Below are 23,425 nucleotides of genomic sequence, written 5' to 3'. Positions count from 1 at the left end.
ATTACTGGGGGTGATATTGTAGTTATTTTGGCGACTTTATCTCCCTGTTCCCTCCCTTCCTAATCCATACCTTTATTCCCGGTTGTTTCTCTACGTATTCGCTATGCAGATCGCTGATTTTATTGCAATGCTTGAAGAGATTGCGCCGCCGGAGCTTGCAGAAGAGTTTGATTGTGGCAGAATCGGCCTTATTATTGAAGGGAATGAAGAGGTGAATTTGGTGTGCTGCGCTCTTGATGCGACACTTTCTGTGGTCCGTGCAGCGGTTGCAAAGGGAGCTGATATGCTTGTTGTGCATCACACACCCCTGTGGGATCCACTCACCAGAATTGGGGGAGAATCCGGGCGGGTTATTGGTACAGCACTTGCCGCAGGGCTGAACATCTACGTGATGCACACCAATTTTGACCATGCAGAGGGTGGCATCAATGATGCGCTGGCAGAGACACTCCATCTCACCGATATAATCCCCCTTTCCCTGGGTGTCATTGGCACACTCACCCTTTCCCTGGATAAAGTGGCAGACCTTTTGGGTGCGCCCCTCCGTGTGTACGGGGATGTGCGTGTGCCCTGCCGCCTTGCCGTTGCCGGAGGTTCATGCTTTTCCTATGGCCATATATGTGAGGCTGAGGCGCAGGGTGCAGAGGCATTTCTCTCGGCTGAACTGAAACATAGTGTCATCCGTTCTTCAGGAATTCCTCTCATTGAATCCACCCATTATGCAACTGAAGCGCCGGGAATGCGGATGCTTGCCATGCGAATGGGGTGGACTTTTTTTGAAGACATCCCTGCAATGGTGCAGCACTGATGGGCGGTAGTGACGCAGATGAGGTGACATCAGAGGTATGTCGCCTCTATGGCGCCAAAGGAGAGAAGGCTGTTTTTGCTGCAGAAAACGGGCAGGTTATTCAGTACCGTGACTTTTGTGTTGTCATTGGTACCACTGATACATATGTTGTGGATGAGGAATTCTGCACCTGTGGTGACTTCACGTACCGGGGGCTGCAGTGCTGGCATATTCTTGCGTACAGGACGGCAAAAGCGCTTGGAACGATTGTACCGCGTGATGAGTGGTACCATGATCTGATCTGAAAAACGTGAGAAACAAACACTATATGAAATCCCGTGGCGACTATTATAATCAGGATATTGTGATTACCCATGCTCGAGGAAGAATACCAGCTTGAATATTTCAAAGAGAACGGTCTGGTCAGGAAGATATGTAAGGCCTGTGGTTCAGCGTTCTGGACACGGGACCCTGAGCGTGAATACTGTGGCGATGCACCGTGTGAACCTTATTCATTCATCGGCAACCCCATTTTCTCTCCTCATACCATTGATGAGATGCGTGAAGCATTTCTCCGGTTTTTTGAACAGAATGGCCATACACGAATCGGGCGCTATCCGGTTGCTGCCCGCTGGCGTGATGATATTTATCTTACAATCGCGTCCATTGCTGATTTCCAGCCGTATGTGACCAATGGTGAGGTGCCACCACCCGCAAATCCACTGACCATATCCCAGCCCTGTATCCGGTTAAATGATCTCGATTCGGTGGGGCGCTCAGGCCGTCATCTGACCACGTTTGAGATGATGGCGCATCATGCGTTCAACACGGATGAGAATAATATATACTGGAAGGATGATACTGTCCGCCTCTGTGACGGGTTTCTCGCGTCTGTCGGGGCTGACCTGAACCGGGTGACATACAAAGAACATCCATGGATTGGCGGCGGCAATGCCGGTCCCAGTGTGGAGGTGCTCATTGGTGGGCTCGAAGTGGCAACCCTTGTCTTTATGAGCATGACAAAACGTGACAACGGCAGGAAACCGGTTGATATGGATGGTGTGCCCTATTACCCGATGGATCTGCGGATTGTTGATACCGGATATGGTCTGGAACGTATGGTGTGGGCGTCGCAGGGCAGTCCTACGGTCTATGATGCAGTTTTCCCTGAACTCATTAGCCGTCTGATTGAGTCTGCAAACCTCACTACTCTCCTCAATAACGCCGAATTTACCCGTATTCTCGCGCTGAATGCAAAGTATGCAGGGCTCATGGATATCACCGGTTCCAATCTCTATGAGATGCGAAAGACGGTGGCAGAGAATATCGGTGTGCCGTATCAGAAACTGCAGGACATGATTGCTCCTATTGAGCGTATCTATGCGATTGCTGACCATACCCGGTGCCTTGCTTTCATGCTCGGGGACTGTATTGTGCCGTCCAATGCACAGGAAGGGTATCTGGCCCGTCTGGTGCTCAGGCGGACGCTGCGGATGATGAATGAGATCGATATGGACGAAAATCTTGCTGACCTCATTGAATTCCAGATGCAGAAAATTGGTATGTCCTCTTTTGAACAGGAAATAAATGTTGTTCGGGAAATAATCAAAAATGAGGAGGAGAAGTATGCTCTTACGATGGAACGTGGGGGCAGAATTGTTCAGAAGGCTGCGCGGGCCTATAAACAGAAGAATCTGCCCATCCCTCTTGATGAACTGATTAAGCTGTATGATTCCCACGGCATTCCGCCTGAGATCGTGCGTGACATCGCTGAAAAAGAGGGTGCAGGCGTGGAACTGCCGGATAATTTCTATTCCCTAATTGCAGATGTGCATTCAGAATCTGAGGAATCCGGGGATGCAGAGGACCCGTACGCTGCAATCCGTGAGAGGATTGAGGCTCTGCCTGCCACAAAGATGCTGTATTACGACCTCCCGCAGGCGACCGATTTTGATGCCATGGTGCTCGACCAGTTTGATGAATATCTGGTGCTTGATCAGACGCTCTTTTACCCGGAGGGCGGTGGACAACCGGCAGATGTTGGTAAAATTGTCTCTGAAGAGGGGATCAACAAGGTTGACCATGTTGTGAAGATTGGTAATGTGATTGTGCATCATATCACCGGTGAATCACTCAAACGTGGCGAAAATATCAAAGGAATGGTTGATGAAGATCGCCGGAAAACGATGATGCGTCATCACACCGGAACTCATGTCCTGCTGCATGCAGCAAAAGAGGTGCTTGGCCCGCATATCCATCAGGCAGGCGCCCAGAAAGGAGTTGATAGTTCACGCCTTGATATTCGGCATTTCCGTCACATATCAGAGAACGAACTGAAGCTGATTGAGAATGCTGCAAACCGAATGGTGCTAAACGACATCCCGGTGCGTATCAATTGGGAAAACCGAACCACAGCAGAGCAAAAATATGGATTTGACCTGTATCAGGGTGGTGTACCCCCGGGTTCCCGCATTCGTATCGTCCGGGTGGCAGGCGATGTGCAGGCCTGTGCAGGTACACACTGCAGCAGTACCGGCCAGATTGGTTCGGTGCGGATTATGCGGCTGGAGCATGTGCAGGATGGTATTGAACGCCTTGAATTCTCTGCTGGTATGGCAGCTGTTGCATACAACCAGTGGCTGGAAGGGCTGGTTGATGCATCGGTTGCGACTCTGAGTGTTCAGCGTGATAATCTCCCAACATCCGTTGACCGGTTCTTCACTGAGTGGAAGGAGCAGAGAAAGGATATCGAGCGCCTGCAGAAGAAGATCGCCGAACTGGAGATCGCGAGCATTCCGGTAGAAGATATTGCAGGTGTGAGTGTTACGGTACATGCCGTAACCGCCTCTCCCAAAGAGGTAGTTTCGATGGCAACCGCATATGCAAACGAAGGTGGCGTTGCCCTTCTCGCAGGCATTGGAGATCGCGTACACGTTGTGGTTGCATCCGGTGTGGAGCAGGTAAACGCTGGTGAGATTGTGCGCCGGGTATGTGGTATACTTGGTGGAAAAGGGGGCGGAAAACCCTCTCTTGCACAGGGCAGCGGTGCCTCGGCAGATTCTCTTGATGAGGCACTTGCCGTCGGCCGCCAGATGATTATTGAGCAACTGAAATGACCGAAGAGGGAGTGCTTGTCCTTGAGCCCGGTGACGAACGGGCAAAGAAGATTGGAAAGGCGATGGCCAGCAATACAGCGAGTGATGTCCTTTCCACTCTTTCTGAGGATGAACTTACCCTCTCCGAGTTATCTGAACGTCTCGGCCAGCCGATTACGACCCTGAAATATCAGATTGAAAATCTGCTGGATGCAGGGCTGGTTGATATTGTGCGCACCCGCTATAGTGAAAAAGGCCGGGTGGTCAAGGTCTACGGTGTGCGCCAGCAGGTTGTCATCATGTCTCCCGGAAAGGGAAACCTCCGGGATCTGCTCCTGAAATATACGTCCCTGTTTGCGCTGATAATATGTGCAACGCTGGTGCTTCTTGCAATGGCGCCAATGTTCTCGTTTGCGTCTGATGGAGGGCCGGCATATGAAATGGCCACAGGCTCTGATGATGCACGGGCGCAGATGACGGCATTCTCTGCTGAAGAAGCAGAAGATGGGACAAATGCCGAAAAAGGAGGCATGGTATCTGTGCCTGCCCCGGTTCCTGCGGCAACACCGCATGATGCACCGCCTGCAGTGGAGTCTGCACCTGAACCCCCGGAGATTGGCCCGAACATCCTTGCGGTAACGTTCTTCAGCGGCGGGTTTGTGGTCATCTTCCTCATGCTTCTCATAGAACTGTTTGCGATGTATCGCAGACAGTAACAATTATGTTTATTCTCATTTTTTTCTGAATTTTATAATCGTCCATAATGGACTGGTCTCTGCTGGTCATTGGTGATGTTTTCTCTCAAACGTTGTGCAGAGGAGGGTGGTTTACTGTTTTGAGGATGGACTGTACGGATTCCCCACCGTCAGGGGGTTCCCCTGACAGCCCCCCATAGAAATGCGCCTTGTACCGGAGGGGGCGGTGAATTGTTTAGATGGCTATAATCCGAATCGGCGTTGGGCCCGTTCTGTTCTCAAATGGTAGTCCTGGTGTCATTCTTACACTGCTCCATATTCATGACTCCTCCGGAAGGCGGAAGAGGAGTGCGGTTGTGGTCGTGCTGGGGAGAGAGGTTTACTGTCTATGGTATGTGTCGCAGGGAAATCGTTTTGAATGTGCCACCATACGATGCAATGCAGGAAAGGCTAAAATCCGAAACAAATCGAAAAAAGATGCCCTGCGTTTAAAGCAGGGAAATAAAGTTCTTCAGTATTGCAAGGCCGGTGTCGCCACTTTTCTCCGGGTGAAACTGGACGCCGTATACATTCCCGTTCCCTATTGAGGATGCAAATCTGCAGATATAGTCTGTGGAGGTAAGGGTGTGCTCAGGGCTGGTCTTTGCATAGAACGAATGGACAAAGTAGACATAGCTCTCCTGGGGGATGCCTTCAAAGAGAGGGGAGGGCTGTTCGGTGTGGATGGTATTCCATCCCATGTGAGGGATTTTCATTCCCGGTGTCTTTTCAAAGGGGAGAACTTCTCCGGGGACAAGTCCCAGCCCTTTGTGCAGACCGAATTCTGTACTTCTTTCAAGAAGCATCTGCATCCCAAGGCAGATACCTAAGACGGGCCGGTCTTCTGCGTACTCGCAGAGTGCCTCGCGGAGAATACCCAGCTTATCCATCCCTTCTGAAAAAGCGCCGACACCCGGGAGCACAACCCCGTCGCACTCCATCATAATCGCAGTGTCCTTTGTTATTACCGGTGTGACGCCTGCTTTCTCCATCCCACGGCTTACACTCCGGAGATTTCCGATTCCGTAATCAAGTATAGCTACTTTCGTCGTCATAGTCTTTGTCTCCCCGTTTGCGCCAGAGCGCTTTCTCCACCCAGATATCCGGGAGGTCATGCGCTTCTTTGTATTGATTCAGTGCATCTTCCCACCGTTTCCACTCATCCGGGTAGTCCTTCATGATCATCCGAAACGTTGCCCAGTCTGACGATGGGCACATGAAACACCCTATTCGGTCAATCCGGCGTGAATATAAGACATTATACGGCGCATTCTCGCGGAAGATATAGAGCCAGACATGCAGTGCTGTCCAGTGCTGAATGGGTGCTGCCGAAAGCTGGCAGGGTATGAAATTGCTCCTCCAGACACGGGGGCTCTTCATCCGTTTAAATGATTCATACTTTCGCTGGCCGATAAATGAGAGGCACTCTCCCCATGTATCTTCAATCAGTTTTTTAATTGGCTGGAGTTTGCATACCTTGCAGCACCAGCGTGCATCGACTGCGGGCGGGCCCTGCCGCTCCATCTCGTCCCAGAACTCCGATGTCATATCCGTCCGGAGCACCTCGAGGCCGTAGTGGTCTGCTACATCCTGGACATTCTTGTAGGTTTCTTTGAACTCAAGGCCGGTATCGGCAAAGAGGAGGGGGAGTTTCCCTGCCGCCTTCATGACCACCAGAAGAGTTGCAAGGCTGTCTTTTCCGCCGGAGAAGGATACATTTGCCGGCAGTGGGTTTGACTCCATCGTGCGCTGGACAAAGAGGACTGCCTCGTCCTCGATTCTGGTGAGAATCTCTTCATTCGCCGTGAGCACATCTTCCCATGTTCTCTCTCTCGGGACACAGATGACGGGTTTACCCTTCCGTGTCCGTGCGATGGTGCCGCGTTCCATCGTCTCTGCCTCGGCAGCAGATACCTTTGCCCTGCCGACACCGATACAGCGCCCATCCGGCAACATGATGAATACTTCATCACCCGTTTCGATATGTTCTTCAATTGAAATAAGGCCGGGTGCAAGAACGGATGCCCCCTTGGTTTTGATGGAGGTTTCTGCACCCGGATCCACCACCATATACCGTTTCGACGGAGTCATATAGAGGGCAGCAGCAGGCCGTGGCATGGCTTCCCATCGTTCTTCATCCGGGTAGAACCGGATGGCACCAACAACAGCGCCGCCCATGACGATCTCTTCCATCCGGTCATTATCCGGGACTTTGTTGAGGATGGCAACATGCCCTTCAGGAATAAGGTCTGCACCGAAATGATCGTGGTATACCTGATTGATGTGTTTGATGTCGTCATCAAATGCCGGCCTGATGTCGCCGGGAGGGGTGATAGCAACCTCCCGCGTTTGTGTGCCGCAACTGCATTTTTTCCCCAGTACTGGTGTTCCACAGGTGTCACACCAGTGCAGGTGATTTTTTCCGAGATATGAAAGGCGCATTCATCAAATATTTCATCTGTATGATAAAGAAATGAGAGGTTTTTGCAACGCGCGCCACATATGTTTCAAAAGTCTTATTCTTACCGGATAGCAGAAAGTACTGCGAATCCGTGTGGTTATGTGGAAAATTTTAATGAATAATTATTTTTCCGGGAATTTGGTGGCGATAAATTCCCCATTTAATACTGGGTAATGATACCCGGGAGTATTGGTTCTGAATGATTCGGTATATTCTGACGTTTATCTGTGCATTTTGCACGTATCTTGTGCTGACAGCCGGGTCTGGTGATATCTGGCTCTGGTCAGCATTTGAGATAGTCACCGGCTTAATTATTGCATTTGTCGTCTCTCTGGCATCTGCGAAATGGTTCTGTCGGGGTGCTGACTATCGTATGGCGAATCCACTCCGGTGGGCGCTCTTAGGTCTGTATATCTGTATTCCCTTCTTCCTGGAACTCATCCGGGCAAACATCGATGTGGCAATACGGATCATCACCGGGAATATTAATCCCGGCATTGTAAAGGTCAATCCCGGTCTTACGACCGGTTTCGGTCAGCTTCTTTTTGCAAACTCCATTACCCTGACACCGGGTACCCTGACACTGGAAGCGGACGAGAAAACCGGTGACTTCTACATTCACATGCTCTCTGTCCCCAGAGAAATGGTGAAGCAGAAGACTGCTGATGCGGCTGATCTCTTCTCGTTCTTTAAGATTCATGAATGGGTCCGGAGGATTGCAGAATGACTGAAATCTGGGTTGTGGCACTGGGCCTCCTCCTTCTCTTCGTCATTCTCGCTATGGTGCGTCTCTGGCTGGGGCCGACCGCACCGGACCGTGTGGTCGCACTGGATGCGGTGAACACCATCACGGTCTGTGGTATCATCGTCTTCGGTGTTGCGTTCAACGAGACGGTCTATGTGGATGTGGCCATTGTGTATGCCCTTCTTTCTTTTGTAGGGACACTCTGGCTTGCGAAGTACATCGGAGGTGACCTCTGAGATGGTTGCTGAATTTATTGTGACCATCTTCCTTGGTCTGGGGCTTCTCGCTGTTGGTCTTGGAGTTGTGGGTATTCTGCGGTTCCCTGACGTGTATACCCGCCTGCATGCAGAGACAAAGATGACGACCTGTGGTGCGATATTCATCTGTATTGCTGTCGTTATCACTGAAATTGGTGCATATCTCGCGTCCGGTGAGATGCAGTATGCGGTGCTTGGACTGCACACGGTGCTCGCCCTTGCAGCGCTGGTCTTTACCAATGCAATCGGTGCCCATGCCATCGGGCGTGCGGCATACCGGGCTGGTGTCCGTCCTGACCCTGCGGTCGTGGACCGTATGAAAGGGGTGAACACCGATGATTGAACTCCTCGTGCACATCCTGCTTCTGGCAGGACTTGTTATTTCGGCATTCATGGTCTGGCACATGGACGATTTGATCTCTGCTGCTATCGCGTTTGGTGCCTTTAGTTTCCTGCTCTCGCTCGAGTTTCTGATGTTGCAGGCGCCGGATGTGGCAATAGCTGAGGCCGGCATCGGTGCCGGGCTTACCACCGCAATCTTTGTGATTGCCATTCGTGGCACTGAAAAAGACGGGGGTGCGTCTGAATGAAGAGCGCTCTCCGGATTGGTATTCTCGTTGTCTGTGCAGCAGCATTTCTCATGGCGGGCCTTGATCTTTCCTTCGGGACACCTGCCTACACCGACATGGATGACTACATGCTTGCCCACGGGCAGGAAGAGACCGGCAGCAACAATATTGTAACCGGGGTTGTCTTCGACTACCGTGGGTTTGATACCCTTGGTGAAGCGACGGTGCTTTTCACCGTTGTCTTAGGCGCGGGACTTGTCTTCCGCCGCCTTGGCAAAAAGGAGGATGAATATGAATATGAGTAATCTCGTCCGGTCAGGGGCGAATATCATGATGCCGTTTATTCTTGTATATGGCTTCTATATCGTCGTTCACGGGCACCTGACCCCCGGCGGCGGATTTCAGGGCGGTGCGGTCATCGCAACCGCAGTGGTTCTTCTGATGGTTGCCTACTCACGTGCTGACGTGTTTGCCTCCATACCAAAGAATGTCCTGAAGAACAGCGAGACGGCGGGGCTGCTCCTCTTTATTGGAACTGCCCTTCTGGCACTCACCGCAGGAATTGCCTTCTTTGGGAACTGGCTCCTTGGTGCAGGTTCCCTTTTCGGGACGCCTGTCGCATTTGGCATCAATCCCGGTGACATCAACACAGGCGGAATCATTCCGATCCTGAATATTGCTGTGGGAATTGAAGTCCTCGGTGCGATGGGTATTCTCCTCCTTGTGATGCTTGGTGGCATGAAAGGTGATGCAGAATGATTGAGAATGTTCCGTACTTCTGTGCCGGAATTCTGGTGATAATCGGCCTCGTGGTCATTGTCACCAAAAAAGACATGATCAAGATGGTGATGGGTCTTGCCCTTGTTGAGGCGGGAGTAAACCTGCTCCTCGTCGCAACCGGATTCATCTCCGGCGGTGTGGCACCGATATTTACAAACGCACCATCGACTGCAATGGTGATGCCGACCGTTCAGGCAATGACTCTGACGAATATCGTCATCGGCATTGCAACGACTGCACTCCTGCTCTCGTTTGTGATGGTCATCTCCAAAAAATACGGCACGCGTGATGTGACTGAAATGCGGAGGCTCAAAGAATGATGGACTTCATCATGGCGAATGCCCCGGCACTCCTGATCGCTGTTCCGATGCTCGGTGCCTTTGCTCTGCCGCTTGTGGGGAGACTGGGAGATACTCCCCGCAATGGCTGGATACTTGCGGTAACACTCATCACCGCAATCATCGCTGCCCTCCTTGCATGGACCGTTCTCACGGGCGGGCCGGTGCTCTACACCTTTGGTGCTGCGTCTTCTTCGGATGCAATACCGGCCGATTCTGGTGGCATACCCATCCGCATCATCTTCACGGTTGATGCGATGAGTGCATTTATGGCACTCTTTGCTGCCTTTGTGGGCTTTATCACCTGCCTGTATTCGGTTGCAAGCGAGCGTCTCTCATCCGGAAAAGACGGATATTATGCACTGATGCTCCTCCTCCTGGTCGGAATCCTTGGCATGGTCACCACCGGAGATCTCTTCAACTTCTTTGTATTTTTGGAAATAAACTCCCTTGCGGGTGCGGCGCTTGTCGCATACCGCATTGACAAAGGTGTCTCTGTTGAGGCAGCTCTGAAATACGGCTTCCTTTCAACCCTTGCGGGCCTGATGGTCCTCTATGCGATTGGTCTTCTCTACGGGCAGTATGACTCTCTGAATATGGCGGTCATCGCCTCCCGGATGAGTTACACCATGCTTGACAAGGTGGCCCTTGCTCTTCTTATTGCAGGTCTTGCACTGAAGGCGGGCGCAGTGCCTTTGCACTTCTGGACGCCGGATGCTTACTCAATGGCCCCCGCTGCCGTGACCGCATTTTTAGTGGTTGCAAGTCAGGCAGGTCTCTACGGTCTCTTCCGTGTCCTCTTCAGCGTCTATGGACTCACGCTTAATTATGTCACCGTGGGATGGGCGGTTATCATCCTCGGAGTGCTCTCTATGGTTGTCGGTGTTACGATGGCCATCCCGCAGAAAGATGTGAAACGGCTGATGGCGTATCACGCGGTATCACAGTCCGGCTACATGCTCCTTGGTGTGGGCGTGGGTCTCGTCGTCCTCGGGGATGCGGCTGCAATGGATGCATTCGGCCGGACAGCAATGGAAGGCGGTATCTTCCACATCGTCAACCATGCGATGTATAAGGGCCTCCTCTTCCTCACGGCAGGGGCGATATTCCTGCAGACAGGCACCCGCAATCTCAATAAAATGGGTGGGCTCGGGCATTCTATGAAGTGGACGATGCTCTTTTTCATCATCGGTGCTCTCGCCATCGCAGGCATTCCGCCGTTCAACGGATTCGCCTCCAAACTAATGATCTATGAGTCCGTTTTTGCGTTCAGCCCGGTGATTGCAGTCATCGCGATGGTTGTCTCCATCCTGACGCTTGCCTCGTTTGTGAAGGTCTTCCATGCAATATTCATGGGGCCACAGCAGCCGAAGTATGCAGATGTCATAGAGGTGCCCCGTCCGATGCTCGTTGCAATGGGTGCGCTTGCACTCCTCACGATTCTCATGGGTATCTTCCCGGAACAGATTGTGTCGACGGTGATTGCGCCAGCCGCAAACGCACTCATTGATCAAAGTGCGTATGTGGCCACTGTATTCGGAGGTGTATGATGATAGCAGAAACATTATACACCGGATTTGGTGCCTGGAACCCGATTGTCTGGCTCGTTGCGTTTGCGGTTGCCATACTCCTTGCCTGGTTTATACAGCGGCTCGGTGAACCGGACATTCCCGGCGATGGTGAGTCCGGCAAGTCGTATATCTCCGGAAACGACGAACCGTCACCGGAAGATGGCCATATTGGTGGTTCAAACCTCTACTGGGGTTTCACTGATGCCATGAAAGGCTATTATGCACGAGTTGTTCCCCTGCATACCGGATGCCTCACGGACTATGTGCTCTGGTTTTTGGGCACATTTGCTCTCCTTTTCATCTTTATCGGGGTGCTTTAAGATGCGTCTGTCACCATCATTCAACCGGTCGCTCTGGGTATTCCATTTCAACTCAGGGTCATGTAACGGATGTGATATCGAGATTGTGGCGGCGTTAACGCCACGGTATGATCCCGAACGATTCGGGATAAAACTCGTCGGTTCGCCCCGGCATGCAGATGTACTGCTTGTGACTGGCCCTGTCGTCCATGATATGGCAGACCGCCTGCGCAGAGTCTACGCCCAGATGCCGAATCCGAAAGTCGTGATGTGCATTGGTTCCTGTGGTCAGTCCGGTGGGGTCTTTTATGACTCCTATAATCTGGACGGCCCGGTGGGCGATGTCATCCCGGTGGATATCTATGTGCCGGGCTGTGCCCCACGCCCGGAGGCAATCATCGACGGTGTTGTGAAGGCGATTGTATTACTTGAAAGCCTGGAGGAAAAACAATGACACGACAGGCACTTACAGCGCAACAGATAGCTGTTATTCTACAGAAAAAAGGTCCAAAGAGTATTCATGACGTCCGGACGGAAGGTTGGACTGAGGGCCTGAAGAAGACCACGGCATACAGTGTATGGCTGCGGACGACACCTGCGGACCTCATCAAAACACTGGAAGCGATCATCGCGATCGACTATCCCCACCTTGCGGTGGTCTCAGGAGTCGATGTCGGTGACGCCGTTGAACTGCTTTACCACATGCAGGTTTTCCATGGCATTCCGAAGGGAGAGGTCAATATCACGATCACCGTTCCTGTCCCGAAGAAGAACCTCGTGATACCAACCATATCTCACCTGATTCCGGGTGCGGTATACACCGAGCGTGAGAAACAGGAGATGCTCGGCGTGACGGTTGCAGGAATTCCTGACCCCCGTGGTCTCTTCCTGCCGGCTGATTTCCCTAAGGGTGTCTACCCGTGGAGAAAGGATGAGACGGGTATCACCGAAGATATGGTGAACTCTCTCTGGGCCTCGGGGAGACCTGCAGACCGTCCCGCACCTCCGGTGAAACCGAAGGAAAAGAAGGTGCGCAAACCAAAGACCCCTGATACAGAAAATACCGCACCGAAGGCAGATACTTCTGCGGATTCAAAGCTATCCGAATCTGCACCGGCACCTGCTGAGGGTGATACGGATACTGCTGATGCCCCCAAACCGGAGGTGAACACGAATGGCGAGTAAACCGACATACAATATCCCCATCGGGCCAATCCACCCCGCCCTTAAAGAGCCGATTCTCTTCACCTTTGATATTCAGGGTGAAGTCATAAAAGGCGTTGACTTTGCCCCCGGAAAGACCCACCGTGGGATTGAGTGGATGGGTATGCGCAGAAACCCTGTGCAGATTGCGCATCTCTGTGACCGCATCTGCGGTATCTGTGGTGTTTCCCATACGCTTGCCTTTTCGCGTGCGATAGAGCAGATTGCTGAAATTGAAGTGCCCGAACGGGCGCATTACGTACGAAGCATCATCGCTGAATTCGAGCGTATCCAGTCTCACCTGCTCTGGGCGGGTGTCGCTGCCCACGAACTGGGATTTGACACCCTCTTCCATCTCGCATGGCGGGTGAGAGAAGAGGCAATGGATGTCATCGAGTACCTCACCGGAAACCGGGTGAATTACGGCATCGTTCAGGTGGGCGGTGTCCGGCGTGACTTTACGGACGATCAGTTCCCCCGCATCTATCAGGCTCTGGAAACCTATGAAGGGCTTGTCGGGAAACTCGTGACCCTCTTTTTAGAGGACACCACAATCAAACTGCGGTGCATGAACTGCGGTGTTCTTTCCGAACGCGATGCCCTTGAACTCTGCACCGTGGGCCCGACTGCCCGTGCATCCGGTCTCGCAATTGATGTGCGTGCTGACGCCCCCTATGCGGCATACGGCGACATCGATGTGAAACCCATTCTTCCGGACGTCTACGCGGATGCCATCAAAGGCGATGTGTATGACCGGATTGTGGTCCGTCTCTTTGAGGTGGTGGACTCGGTCCGCATCATCCGGGACCTCATGGACCAGATGCCCACAGGGCCGGTTCTCTGGGAAACGAAATACGCGAAAATTCTCGCCACCTGCAAAAAGGCAGAGGGTGAGGCCATCGGACGGGTGGAGGCACCCCGTGGTGAGTGCTTCCATTATGTCAGAATGAACCGTTCCGAGACGCCGGAAGCATGGAAAGTGAAGGCGTCCACGTATTCGAATCAGATGTCGTGGCTGAAGATTCTTATGGGCGAACAGATAGCAGACATTCCTATCATTGTGGCATCCATTGACCCGTGCATGTCGTGCACCGACCGTGTATCGGTCATTCGTGACGGCCGGCAGGGTGTCATGACAGGAGATGACCTGCACCACCTCTCGGTGGAGAAGACGCGGAGGATGCAGGAATGATTGGCATGATCACTGCAGCTGTTGTCGGGTGTATCGGTATCACCGTCTACGGTCTCCTTTTCGGTCTCGTCCTGCAGGGTGTTGACCGGAAGTGTGCGGCACGGATGCAGGCACGCTACGGTCCGCCCCTTCACCAGCCGTTCATTGATATTGCAAAACTCCTCTGCAAGGACAATATCATCCCAAAAAATGCGGTGACGTCGGTCTTCAACGCGGCTCCCGTCATTGCGCTTGCGGCATCAATTACGATTCTCCTCTACCTTCCCATCGGCAGTATTGCGCCGGTTCTCGGTGGGTGGGGAGACATCATCCTTGTGCTCTATCTCCTGACCGTGCCTGGTCTTGCGATGGTCGCAGGTGGTCTTGCATCCGGGTCTCCGTATGCAACCGTCGGCTCCCAGCGTGAGATGGTGACGATGATCGCATACGAACTGCCGCTTGCAATTGCCATCATCGCGATTGCATGGCGCCTCAATGCAGCGGGCGTGGTAGATCCATTCTCCCTTGCAACCATTGCACAGACACCGGTCTGGAGTGTCGTGGGCATCCCCGGTATAATTGGCATGCTCCTTCTGATGGTTGCCATGGCATGGGTCACCCCTGCTGAACTTTCACGGGTTCCCTGTGATACCCCGGAGGCTGAAACAGAACTTTGTGGCGGTATCCTTGTGGAGTACTCCGGGAAAAATCTCGCTCTCTTCACGCTCTCCGGAGCTGTCAAGACGGTTGCGATGGCAACGCTTGCTGTCGTGCTCTTTCTGCCGTGGAATCTCACCTGGTTTGTCCCCCTCACGGGTGCCGCAGGAATTATCGCGGATCTGGTATTCTTTGTGGTGAAGGTGCTTTTAGTGGTCTTCTTCTCAGTGAGTCTGATACGGGTGGGCATGGCCCGATTCCGTATCAACCATCTGGTGACTTTCTACTGGGGGTATATCACCCTCATTGGGTTTGCCGGCCTGCTTCTCCTGGTTCTTGATGCTGTCTTAGGCATGGGGGTCGTTGCATGAGCCGCCTCCCTATGTTCCCTGAAGCGCTGCGCCAGTTCCTGAAGAAACCGGCAACCAATCTCTTCCCGGCCCGGTATCTCCCAAAGAGCATCACCGGTTTTCTGGGGAAAGTCGCTGCGGGTGAGGCTACGATTAATCCGCCGGTTGCCGTTCCAAAGAACTTCCGGGGGAAGATCGCCTATGACCGCGACGCCTGTATTGGGTGCAAACTCTGCATCCGGGTATGCCCGGCACACGCGATTGAATTCATCCCGGAGACAAAGACGGTGCGCATCTTTGTCACCCAGTGCATCTTCTGTTCCCAGTGCAATGATGCATGCCCGGTATCGTGCCTGCACATGAGCGACGAGTTCATGGTGGCAGACGCGGACCGTTACTCGGAAAATCTGATTGTAGAGTAACTCTGTGGTTACTTTCATCGGTTATTTTTTATGCGTTCAACTCATTTCTGGAGAGTAATCATCGTACCGGTGACTCATACCGGTGGCATCGGGAGAGATTATGGATATTTTTCTTCAGACAGTGCTGATTCTCGGGCTGACAGGAACCCTTGCCGGGCTTGGGGCAGGTATCCTTGGCGTCGGCGGGGGCTTTGTGATGGTCCCGGTGCAGTACTGGGTTTTAGTCGATCTCCTCGGGACTGACTCCACGCTTGCAACCAGGGTGGCCTTTGCAACGAGTCTTGCGGTTGTCCTTCCGACAGCGATTGCCACCTCATCCGGGCATTCAAAAAAGGGGGCGGTGGCGTGGGATGCGGTGAAACAGATGTGTGTTCCCGGCTTTTTTGCGGCTATCGCAGGGGCATATGTGGCTACATCGGTGCACGGCGACTGGCTGCGGTATATTTTTGCTGCCCTTCTCCTCGGAGCGGCAGTCAAGATGGCACTGAAACCAACCTATACAGCAGATGATGAGCGTGACACTGCTGTCTGGCTGTTTATCTTTGCAGGGGCCCTCTTCGGGTTTCTTTCCGGTCTCCTCGGTATTGGCGGTGGCTACCTGATCGTGCTCTTTTTAACTCTTGTCTCAGGCTATGAAATTCACCGTGCGGTCGGGACTTCAACAGCGTTTCTCATTTTCGCCTCCGCAGGAGGGGTGCTCGCCTATATTATATTTGGATGGGGGGTAACAGGCATTCCCTCTCCCTCTCTGGGGTATGTCGACCTCCACCAGTGGGTGATACTTGTCGTGACCTCCATTCCTGCGTCCTTTGTCGGCGTCAGCCTCTCGCACAGCATCTCCGCACGCCATCTTGAGTGGCTTTTTGTCGGTCTGTTGCTTTTAAGTGCGGCGAAGATGTTTGGTGTCTTTTAGTCCCGGCGTCAGCGGAACCGGATGTAATAAATAATGGCAAAAATGATGAGGGCGATGAGAATCCATACGAGGGGTTGGCGTCTCTTTTCATACTCACGCATTTCCTCATGATACTCCGCCTGCAGTTCATGCTCCTCTTCGGGTGCTATATCATCGTCATATTCTACGACAAGCGCTCCCGAATAGCCGCACTTCTTGCAGCGGTAGTAGTTGCCGCCATATCCGCCGGCAACAGAGTAAATTTCTTTGCTGTTGCATCGTGGGCATCGTATCATCTGATTCTTCACCTGTCTCCTTTTTATTTGGTATTTTATTTGGTGTTGGCGGGGATATATTCAGGAATCTGCTCCTCTTCACCGTTGCAGAGCATCTTTGCCATCTCTTCTCCTCCGTGGATGACGGGTGCGGATATTCCTTCGTGGAATTCAACAGGTCCTGGCTGGATACCGATGAGAATAATCCGGGGCATTTCAGGCATACTTTCCCTCAGGTATCCGATGATGTGGGTGAGGGGGAGGGAGTGGGTATCAAACCCTGCCTGGCCTACAGCTTCGGCGGGAATTCTTCGGAACTCTCCGGGAGTAAGGCTCATATCTGCGGCATCGACGATGACGAGGAGGTGGGGCTGCATCTTACGGACGACGCCGGTAAAGTTTTCCGGCGCTGTCCCGCAGTCCTCCGCGTGCCAGTCGGGGCAGTCTTTCATACGCTCTGCCACCCACGGGCCGATGCCGTCATCACCCAGCATGGTATTTCCGACTCCAAAGAGCATTTTCACAGCAGTATGTGGGAGGCGAAACGGCATAATGGGATCAATTCAACGGGGAGTCAGATAGGGTTGACCGCAACTGATTATAGACTCTGAAAGAAACCTCTGAGGCGATGACAGGAAGAAGCACTATAGGTATCCTTATAGCAGTAGCACTTCTCATCACAGCAGGTATCCCGGCTGTGTCTGCAGAAGATGTCGCACTGGATACGGTTGCTGTTGAGAAGATTGATCTCTACAACCTGGCTGTGGACGAAGCAGGTGCCGGAAATTATACGGCAGCAATGACTTATATCGATGAGGCACTCGCAATTGATGGCAACTTCACCCTTGCCTGGATAACAAAGGCAGGTATCAGTTCAGCACAGCGTGACTATGCAGGAGCACTCGTGGCAGGTGAAGCAGCAATTGCACTGAACGAGAACCAGACTGAAGCATGGGTCGTCAGTGCTGACGCCCTCGTGAACCTCGGGCGCTATGAAGAGGCGGTTGCCGCAGCAGAGAAGGCGATTGCACTTGACCCGGAGATGATTGAATCCTACATCATTCAGGGGACTGCCTACGGACAGATGGGTGAGTATGAAAAGGAGATTGCTGTTTCAGAAAGAGCGCTTGAAATAAATCCCTCGGATATCCGGGCACAGGGGAACCTTCACTTTGCACAGGCAAATGCGGGAACCGGTTCAGAACCGACCCAGACACCGTTTCCGGTGGCAGGCGCCGTTCTTGGTGCGGGTGTGCTTTTCCTGATGTCCCGGTGTGGATGAGCGGGCCGTTGGAAACTGGCCAAATATTTTTTGGCAATCAAAGCTTTATGAGGCTGGAAAAGTATACTGAATCAATTTTGATATTATTTTGTCCGGAATAACCAGACAGAGAATTTGTTCTCACGGATGTGAAGGGGAGATGCCTCTCTCCTGTGTGAAACAACTTCTGAAAAACAAACGCTTCACTCTGATGAATGAATGCTGTAAAAACGAGTGCGCCGACCGGGACTCGAACCCGGGTTTAGGCGTTGGCAACGCCTAGTGATAACCACTACACTATCGGCACAATTTACCCTGTGATGCTAGCGCGTCTCAGTGCTCTACAATATACTCTTCCGGAGAATATAATGGTATCGATTTGCGTTTTTTGCACTCTCTGTTTACCAATTCCTGCCTGTTTTCGAGGAATTTTATAGCATTTTCTATTTGGTTTCAATTATTTCCATGTATTTTCCTGTGAAATAGTATGTGGAGCTAAATCCCGGTGATTTCTCCGGTTTACTCCATGCTAAAAAATGAAAGGTGATACCGTTAAATGCGTGCAGCATCAATCTTTATCCGGCATGATTCCACTGATGATGGACCTCAGGGGTGCGAAGGTTGTGATTGCGGGTGGCGGTGCAGTCGGCGCCCGCAAAGCACGTTTTTTTGCTCATGAGGCGCACGTAGTGGTCCTCAGTCGATCATTTCATCCGGATTTTGCAGAGATACCTGCTGAGACGGTGGAGTGTGATCTGGCTGAGATGCATGACGATGAAATAATTTCCCTCCTTTCTGGCAGTTTTCTGGTGATAACTGCCCTTGAACGCGCAGACATAAACCAGCGAATCGGTTTGCTGGCCCGCCGGTGCGGTGCGCATCTGAATGATGCCAGAGGAGAGGAGGGTGATGTCATCATCCCGTCTGTGGTGCGGGGAGATACCTACTGTATCGGGATATCCACCTTTGGGCGCAGTCCTGCCATGGCACGCCATCTCCGCCTCTGCATTGAAGAGCACGGTGGAGACATCGACGGCATGGTCCGTCTGCAGGAAGCGCTGCGGGAAGACCTGAAACAGTTGGTTAATGATCAGCCGTCACGGTCGCGGATTCTCAATGCCGTACTGGATAACCCCGCAATGTGGGATGCCCTCCCGGACGGTACAGAGCAGGCAAAAGAAGAGGCTCTCAGGAAATATTTATGAAAAACGGACTTATCCCATCAGTTGCCATTGCAGGCATCAGCCATCACGGGAGCGATATTGCAGAAATGGAGTCATTTCGATTTCCCGATGAGGCGGCACTTCTAACAGAAGCACAAGGATGGTTTAAAGGGGCACTTTTGCTCCAGACATGCAACAGGATTGAGTTTCTGGTGGAAGGGGATGCCGCGATGGCGGAAGCATTTCTACATGAACAGGGGCGGGATGGATTCCGGACGCTCGAAGGAGAGGATGCACTGCGCCATCTCCTTCGTCTCTCTGCAGGGATGGACTCCATGGTTGTCGGGGAAGATCAGATATTAGGACAGCTGAAAACAGCCCTTGCTCTTTCCCGCGAGAATGATGCATGTAGTCCGCTTATTGAGCGTTGTATCACCAAGGCAGCACACGTTGGCGTAGAGGTACGCCAGCGCACGAACATTAACAAGGGGGCAGTTTCCATCGGTTCTGCAGCCGTTGAACTGGCAGAGGACCTTCTGGGGAGTCTTAACGGACGTCATATCCTTGTGGTGGGCGGCGGTGAGATGGGAACACTTGTCACTCAGGCGCTCGCGGAAAAAGATCTGACCGCCATCTATGTGACCAACCGGACGTTTGCCCGTGCAGAAGAACTGGCGAATCTCGTTGGAGGGAAGGCAGTGCGTCTGGATGAACTCTTCCGGTATGCGTCTCTTGCCGATGTCATCATATCCTGTACGGCAGCACCGCATCCCATCATCCGGTATGATGCGGTGTGTGATGCCATGCGGGACCGTGTCTGGCCGCTTGATGAAGAAAAATCCCCGCTGGTAATAATTGACATAGCCCAACCGCGGGATGTGGAGGAATCAGTCGGTGACATCGATGGTGTCTATCTCTTCACTATTGATGATCTCCGAACGGTGAGTGAGAAGAATATGAATAACCGGAAAGAGGAGGCAAAAGAGGCGCATGCGTTTCTGGATGCTGAACTGACACAGTTTGTGACCCTCCTCAACCGGGCCGGCGCGAGTGATCTCCTTGCCCACCTTCACTCATGGGCAGAGATGATCCGGTGCCGTGAACGCGATAAAGCAGCTGTACGCCTCCGGTCATCGGGTGCATCTGCTGAAGAGATACTTGATGATCTGTCACGGGTGCTTGTGAAGAAACTCCTGAATGATGTAACCTTCTCCGTGAGAAGGTGCGCAGAGAGTGGTGAGATTGAAACGGCACAGGCACTGGTGCATGCAGTAACTGCAGGAGATAACGAATGTTTCCGGAAAGACGATTGCGAAGACTGAGAAAACGGACGATGCAGCCCCTGTTTCAGGAGACTGTGTTGAGTACAGATGATCTGGTGGCCCCGCTTTTTGTTGACGAGGCTGCGTTAACACCGACTGAGATTTCCTCAATGCCGGGGCAGTATCGCTATCCTCTTCCGATGATAGCAGAGGTGGCAAGAGGAATTGCTGCAGCGGGTATCCGTGCGGTCATACTCTTCGGTATCCCTGCACGAAAGGATGCCGGAGGAACAGAGGCATACAACCCTGAGGGTGTCATTCAGGAGGCGGTTCGGGCAATAAAATCGACAGTGCCTGATCTGGTTGTCATCACCGATGTCTGTGCCTGTGAATATACGGATCACGGGCACTGTGGTATCGTCGGGGAAACCCCATGCGGGCCTGACCTCCTGAATGATCCGTCCCTTGAACTGATGGCGCAGATTGCGGTATCCCACGCAAAAGCCGGTGCTGATATTGTTGCCCCGTCCTGTATGCTTGATGGGATGGTAATGGCAATCCGTGAAGAGCTTGACTGTGAGGGATATGAGGATACGGCAATCATGTCGTATTCCACGAAATTTTCGAGTGCCCTCTACGGACCGTTCCGTGATGCGGCAGACTCCGGATTCTCCTTTGGCGATCGGACGACCTACCAGATGAGCCCGGCAAACCCACGTGAAGCATTTCTCGAGTCAGAGATGGACCTGAAAGAGGGTGCTGATATCCTGATGGTTAAACCGGCGTCATTCTATCTTGATATCCTCCAGTCGGTTGCCTCCCTTGGTCTGCCGGTTGCCGCCTATCAGGTGAGCGGTGAGTACTCGATGATCAAGGCGGCAGCAGAAAATGGCTGGATTGATGAGAAAGCGGTTGCACTGGAGAGCCTTCTTGCGATAAAACGTGCCGGTGCTGATCTCATCATCACCTACTATGCGATGGATGCAGCGAGGTGGCTCAAATGAGAAGTGAAGAGCTTTTTGCTGAGGCCCAGACCCTGATGCCCGGCGGTGTTTCAAGTCCGGTGCGTGCGATAAAGCCGTATCCGTTCTATACCCGCAGTGCCTCCGGTTCGCACCTCTTAACTGAAGATGGAGAGAATTTAGTCGACTGCTGTCTTGGCTATGGGCCCCTGATTCTTGGGCATGCCCACCCGGCGGTGCGTGAAGCCATCTGCTCCTGCACCGAAGGCGGCTGGCTCTATGGCACTCCTGCAGAAAAGGAACTGATTCTTGCACGGATGATTGTTGCCGATCACCCGTCGGTTGATATGGTGCGTTTTGTTTCCAGTGGTTCGGAGGCAACGATGGCAGCGATTCGTCTTGCACGCGGGTTTACCAATCGTGAGGATATCATCAAAATAGAGGGCGGGTTCCACGGCGCCCATGATGGTGTGCTCATCAAGGCAGGATCCGGTGCGACCACAATGGGCGTGCCTGATTCTGCAGGAGTCATCCCGGATGTGGTGCGCCACACGTTGCAGGTGCCCTACAATGACACCGAAGCGCTCTCTTCCCTTCTGGAAAATAACGACAATGTGGCGGCATTCATCCTCGAACCGGTGCTCGGCAACGTTGGGCCGGTACTCCCGGATGAAAACTACCTTTCAGAGGTGCGCAAAATAACCGAGGAACATGATGTCCTCTTAATCCTCGATGAGGTCATCACCGGCTACCGGCTGGGCATTGGTGGTGCACAGGTAAAGTACGGCATTACTCCTGACCTGACAACCTTCGGCAAAATCATCGGCGGGGGTCTTCCCATCGGCTGTTTCTCCGGCCGGCGTGATATCATGGCGATGACGGCACCGGCAGGCCCGGTCTATCAGGCAGGGACATTTTCCGGCAATCCGCTCTCGCTTTCGGCAGGTATTGCCTGCCTGCAGCAGCTGCGTGATAACCCCGGCGTGTATTCCACGCTCGCAGAGAACGCACGGGCTATTGGTGAGTCCATTCCATCCGCAAAGTCTGACGGGTTTGTGAATCTGGGTTCGATGTTTAAACTCTTCTTCCGTAAGACGCCGCCCCGTGATTACCGCGAGGCAAAGGAGAGCGACACGGAGGCATTCTCAGTCTTCTGGAATAAGATGATAAAGAAGGGCATCTTCCTGCCTCCGTCACAGTTTGAGACCAATTTCCTCTCGATTGCGCACACGGAGGAAGATGTGGCAACAATTGCCGGGGCGTATTCTGAATGTCTCTCATAGTAGGGACACGTGGTTCCCGCCTTGCGATGGCACAGACGGATCGTGTCTGCGGGATGCTTGCAGAACGGGGCATTGAGACTACGGTCACCGAGATAAAGACGGTCGGCGACGCCCGCACCCAGGTGCCGATGCATCAGGTGGGGGGACAGGGCATCTTTGTCCGGGCCCTGGACGATGCCATCCTTGCAGGCGAGATTGACTTTGCGGTTCACAGTATGAAGGATATACCGGCATACCGGCCGGAAGGGCTCTGTACTGCGGCAATTCTTAAACGTGACTCCCCGGCAGACTTCCTCGTTCATGAGTGTGACATCGAAGACATCCGTGTGGTGGGAACATCATCCACCCGCAGGCGTGCACAGATCATGAGGAGTAGTCTGGATGTCGAAGTCCGTGAACTCCGCGGCAATGTTGATACCCGCCTGCGGAAATTGCATGAGGGCCAGTATGACGCGATTGTCCTTGCGGAAGCAGGGATGCAACGCCTCGATATGGATCTTCCTGGCACACGGCTTCTGCCGCAGTGGTTTGTGCCGTCACCCAATCAGGGGACGATTGCGGTGGTATGCCGGGATGACCCGGCGCTGACTGAACAGCTCTCTGTCATCGATCACCCGCAGACACGGCTGGATACTGAGGTTGAACGAGCCGTGATGGAGGAAATAGGCGGCGGTTGTTTCACGCCGCAGGGTGTCTTTTGTGAGGACGGTTTCCTTCTCGCGGAAGTTCTTTCTCTTGACGGCAGCCGCTACGAACGGGTGGAGGACAACGGCGATTCGGTTGCAGAAGGCCGTCTCATCGGCAAAAAACTCAAAAATATTAGCTGGGACCTGATTGAAGAGGCCCGGCAGACGCTGGGACTCCAGGAAACAGAATGATATGGGTGGA

29 protein-coding genes and 1 tRNA gene are annotated in these 23,425 nt (G+C 52.8%); 25 read left to right on the top strand and 5 right to left on the bottom strand.

Annotation, left to right across the window (positions count from 1 at the left end; all coding sequences use genetic code 11):
* The first annotated feature begins 103 nt into the window (after positions 1-103).
* The 4 genes from L0665_RS02275 to L0665_RS02260 all read left to right on the top strand — a co-directional run bounded on the left by L0665_RS02275 (position 104) and on the right by L0665_RS02260 (position 4,598).
* Entirely contained in the window at positions 104-808 is a 705-nt protein-coding gene (locus L0665_RS02275; RefSeq protein ID WP_274924092.1) for a Nif3-like dinuclear metal center hexameric protein, read from the top strand.
* Positions 808-1,092, top strand: coding sequence for an SWIM zinc finger family protein (locus L0665_RS02270; protein WP_274924091.1), 285 nt, complete (start codon positions 808-810; stop codon positions 1,090-1,092). Before L0665_RS02275 ends, L0665_RS02270 begins: the two co-directional genes overlap by 1 nt.
* Before the next feature lie 69 nt (positions 1,093-1,161).
* On the top strand, positions 1,162-3,903 hold the full coding sequence (gene alaS / locus L0665_RS02265) for an alanine--tRNA ligase (RefSeq protein ID WP_274924090.1): 2,742 nt from the start codon (positions 1,162-1,164) through the stop codon (positions 3,901-3,903).
* Positions 3,900-4,598, top strand: a complete 699-nt coding sequence (locus tag L0665_RS02260) for an ArsR/SmtB family transcription factor (protein WP_274924089.1) — start codon at positions 3,900-3,902, stop codon at positions 4,596-4,598. The genes alaS and L0665_RS02260 overlap by 4 nt, the downstream gene beginning before the upstream one ends.
* 467 nt (positions 4,599-5,065) lie before the next feature.
* Here L0665_RS02260 and hisH read toward each other — a convergent pair whose 3' ends face one another.
* Positions 5,066-5,671: an imidazole glycerol phosphate synthase subunit HisH gene (gene hisH, locus L0665_RS02255; protein WP_274924088.1), complete on the bottom strand. Its 606-nt coding sequence runs from the start codon at positions 5,669-5,671 to the stop codon at positions 5,066-5,068.
* Positions 5,646-7,058, bottom strand: coding sequence for a phosphoadenosine phosphosulfate reductase domain-containing protein (locus L0665_RS02250; protein WP_274924087.1), 1,413 nt, complete (start codon positions 7,056-7,058; stop codon positions 5,646-5,648). The genes hisH and L0665_RS02250 overlap by 26 nt, the downstream gene beginning before the upstream one ends.
* A 218-nt stretch (positions 7,059-7,276) precedes the next feature.
* Here L0665_RS02250 and L0665_RS02245 point away from each other — a divergent pair, with 218 nt between their 5' ends.
* The 15 genes from L0665_RS02245 (at position 7,277) to L0665_RS02175 (ending at position 16,352) form a co-directional block, all read left to right on the top strand.
* A complete protein-coding gene (locus L0665_RS02245) occupies positions 7,277-7,804 on the top strand; it encodes a Na+/H+ antiporter subunit E (RefSeq protein WP_274924086.1) in 528 nt (175 codons plus the stop codon).
* The gene (locus tag L0665_RS02240) at positions 7,801-8,058 is read left to right on the top strand and encodes a cation:proton antiporter (protein ID WP_274924085.1); all 258 of its coding nucleotides are present in this window, start codon (positions 7,801-7,803) and stop codon (positions 8,056-8,058) included. The genes L0665_RS02245 and L0665_RS02240 overlap by 4 nt, the downstream gene beginning before the upstream one ends.
* A 1-nt stretch (position 8,059) precedes the next feature.
* Entirely contained in the window at positions 8,060-8,422 is a 363-nt protein-coding gene (mnhG, locus tag L0665_RS02235; protein ID WP_274924084.1) for a monovalent cation/H(+) antiporter subunit G, read from the top strand.
* Positions 8,415-8,669, top strand: a complete 255-nt coding sequence (locus L0665_RS02230) for a hydrogenase subunit MbhD domain-containing protein (RefSeq protein WP_274924083.1) — start codon at positions 8,415-8,417, stop codon at positions 8,667-8,669. The genes mnhG and L0665_RS02230 overlap by 8 nt, the downstream gene beginning before the upstream one ends.
* Positions 8,666-8,953: a hydrogen gas-evolving membrane-bound hydrogenase subunit E gene (gene mbhE / locus L0665_RS02225; protein ID WP_274924082.1), complete on the top strand. Its 288-nt coding sequence runs from the start codon at positions 8,666-8,668 to the stop codon at positions 8,951-8,953. Before L0665_RS02230 ends, mbhE begins: the two co-directional genes overlap by 4 nt.
* Positions 8,946-9,407 carry an MnhB domain-containing protein gene (locus tag L0665_RS02220; RefSeq protein ID WP_274924081.1) on the top strand — a complete coding sequence of 154 codons (462 nt, stop codon included), beginning with the start codon at positions 8,946-8,948 and terminating at the stop codon, positions 9,405-9,407. The genes mbhE and L0665_RS02220 overlap by 8 nt, the downstream gene beginning before the upstream one ends.
* Entirely contained in the window at positions 9,404-9,748 is a 345-nt protein-coding gene (locus L0665_RS02215) for a sodium:proton antiporter (protein ID WP_274924080.1), read from the top strand. Before L0665_RS02220 ends, L0665_RS02215 begins: the two co-directional genes overlap by 4 nt.
* Complete coding sequence (locus L0665_RS02210) at positions 9,745-11,316, top strand: proton-conducting transporter transmembrane domain-containing protein (RefSeq protein WP_338036410.1); 1,572 nt, start codon at positions 9,745-9,747, stop codon at positions 11,314-11,316. Before L0665_RS02215 ends, L0665_RS02210 begins: the two co-directional genes overlap by 4 nt.
* The gene (gene mbhI, locus L0665_RS02205; protein ID WP_274924079.1) at positions 11,313-11,657 is read left to right on the top strand and encodes a membrane-bound hydrogenase complex subunit MbhI; all 345 of its coding nucleotides are present in this window, start codon (positions 11,313-11,315) and stop codon (positions 11,655-11,657) included. The genes L0665_RS02210 and mbhI overlap by 4 nt, the downstream gene beginning before the upstream one ends.
* Before the next feature lies 1 nt (position 11,658).
* The gene (locus tag L0665_RS02200; RefSeq protein ID WP_274924078.1) at positions 11,659-12,090 is read left to right on the top strand and encodes an NADH-quinone oxidoreductase subunit B family protein; all 432 of its coding nucleotides are present in this window, start codon (positions 11,659-11,661) and stop codon (positions 12,088-12,090) included.
* The gene (locus tag L0665_RS02195; protein ID WP_274924077.1) at positions 12,087-12,821 is read left to right on the top strand and encodes an NADH-quinone oxidoreductase subunit C; all 735 of its coding nucleotides are present in this window, start codon (positions 12,087-12,089) and stop codon (positions 12,819-12,821) included. Before L0665_RS02200 ends, L0665_RS02195 begins: the two co-directional genes overlap by 4 nt.
* Positions 12,811-14,031: a hydrogenase large subunit gene (locus L0665_RS02190; RefSeq protein WP_274924076.1), complete on the top strand. Its 1,221-nt coding sequence runs from the start codon at positions 12,811-12,813 to the stop codon at positions 14,029-14,031. The genes L0665_RS02195 and L0665_RS02190 overlap by 11 nt, the downstream gene beginning before the upstream one ends.
* On the top strand, positions 14,028-15,038 hold the full coding sequence (locus tag L0665_RS02185) for a respiratory chain complex I subunit 1 family protein (protein WP_274924075.1): 1,011 nt from the start codon (positions 14,028-14,030) through the stop codon (positions 15,036-15,038). Before L0665_RS02190 ends, L0665_RS02185 begins: the two co-directional genes overlap by 4 nt.
* Positions 15,035-15,439: a 4Fe-4S dicluster domain-containing protein gene (locus L0665_RS02180; RefSeq protein WP_274924074.1), complete on the top strand. Its 405-nt coding sequence runs from the start codon at positions 15,035-15,037 to the stop codon at positions 15,437-15,439. Before L0665_RS02185 ends, L0665_RS02180 begins: the two co-directional genes overlap by 4 nt.
* Positions 15,440-15,539: 100 nt before the next feature.
* Entirely contained in the window at positions 15,540-16,352 is an 813-nt protein-coding gene (locus tag L0665_RS02175) for a sulfite exporter TauE/SafE family protein (RefSeq protein ID WP_274924073.1), read from the top strand.
* A gap of 8 nt (positions 16,353-16,360) precedes the next feature.
* Here L0665_RS02175 and L0665_RS02170 read toward each other — a convergent pair whose 3' ends face one another.
* Positions 16,361-16,627 (bottom strand): hypothetical protein, encoded by a 267-nt coding sequence (locus tag L0665_RS02170; protein ID WP_274924072.1) that lies wholly within the window; start codon positions 16,625-16,627, stop codon positions 16,361-16,363.
* Positions 16,628-16,662: 35 nt separating this feature from the next.
* Complete coding sequence (locus L0665_RS02165) at positions 16,663-17,157, bottom strand: hydrogenase 3 maturation endopeptidase HyCI (RefSeq protein WP_274924071.1); 495 nt, start codon at positions 17,155-17,157, stop codon at positions 16,663-16,665.
* A 77-nt stretch (positions 17,158-17,234) separates the two neighbouring features.
* Between L0665_RS02165 and L0665_RS02160 the strand changes: the two genes are divergently transcribed.
* The gene (locus L0665_RS02160; protein ID WP_274924070.1) at positions 17,235-17,888 is read left to right on the top strand and encodes a tetratricopeptide repeat protein; all 654 of its coding nucleotides are present in this window, start codon (positions 17,235-17,237) and stop codon (positions 17,886-17,888) included.
* A 214-nt stretch (positions 17,889-18,102) separates the two neighbouring features.
* Here L0665_RS02160 and L0665_RS02155 read toward each other — a convergent pair.
* A tRNA-Gly gene (locus L0665_RS02155) sits at positions 18,103-18,174 on the bottom strand.
* Between the two features lie 277 nt (positions 18,175-18,451).
* Here L0665_RS02155 and L0665_RS02150 point away from each other — a divergent pair.
* The 5 genes from L0665_RS02150 to hemC are packed head-to-tail and all read left to right on the top strand — an operon-like array spanning position 18,452 to position 23,415.
* Complete coding sequence (locus tag L0665_RS02150) at positions 18,452-19,072, top strand: precorrin-2 dehydrogenase/sirohydrochlorin ferrochelatase family protein (protein ID WP_274924069.1); 621 nt, start codon at positions 18,452-18,454, stop codon at positions 19,070-19,072.
* On the top strand, positions 19,069-20,352 hold the full coding sequence (gene hemA, locus L0665_RS02145) for a glutamyl-tRNA reductase (RefSeq protein WP_274924068.1): 1,284 nt from the start codon (positions 19,069-19,071) through the stop codon (positions 20,350-20,352). Before L0665_RS02150 ends, hemA begins: the two co-directional genes overlap by 4 nt.
* Entirely contained in the window at positions 20,322-21,296 is a 975-nt protein-coding gene (hemB, locus tag L0665_RS02140; protein WP_274924067.1) for a porphobilinogen synthase, read from the top strand. Before hemA ends, hemB begins: the two co-directional genes overlap by 31 nt.
* Positions 21,293-22,537 (top strand): glutamate-1-semialdehyde 2,1-aminomutase, encoded by a 1,245-nt coding sequence (gene hemL / locus L0665_RS02135; protein ID WP_274924066.1) that lies wholly within the window; start codon positions 21,293-21,295, stop codon positions 22,535-22,537. The genes hemB and hemL overlap by 4 nt, the downstream gene beginning before the upstream one ends.
* Positions 22,525-23,415, top strand: coding sequence for a hydroxymethylbilane synthase (hemC, locus tag L0665_RS02130; RefSeq protein WP_274924065.1), 891 nt, complete (start codon positions 22,525-22,527; stop codon positions 23,413-23,415). The genes hemL and hemC overlap by 13 nt, the downstream gene beginning before the upstream one ends.
* Positions 23,416-23,425 lie beyond the last annotated feature (10 nt).

Origin of the sequence: Methanogenium marinum (genome assembly GCF_028912405.1) — an archaeon.
Taxonomy (GTDB): Archaea; Halobacteriota; Methanomicrobia; order Methanomicrobiales; family Methanomicrobiaceae; genus Methanogenium; species Methanogenium marinum.
Note: the sequence above shows the minus strand (reverse complement) of the source record. Positions and strands in the feature narration are given on the sequence as shown.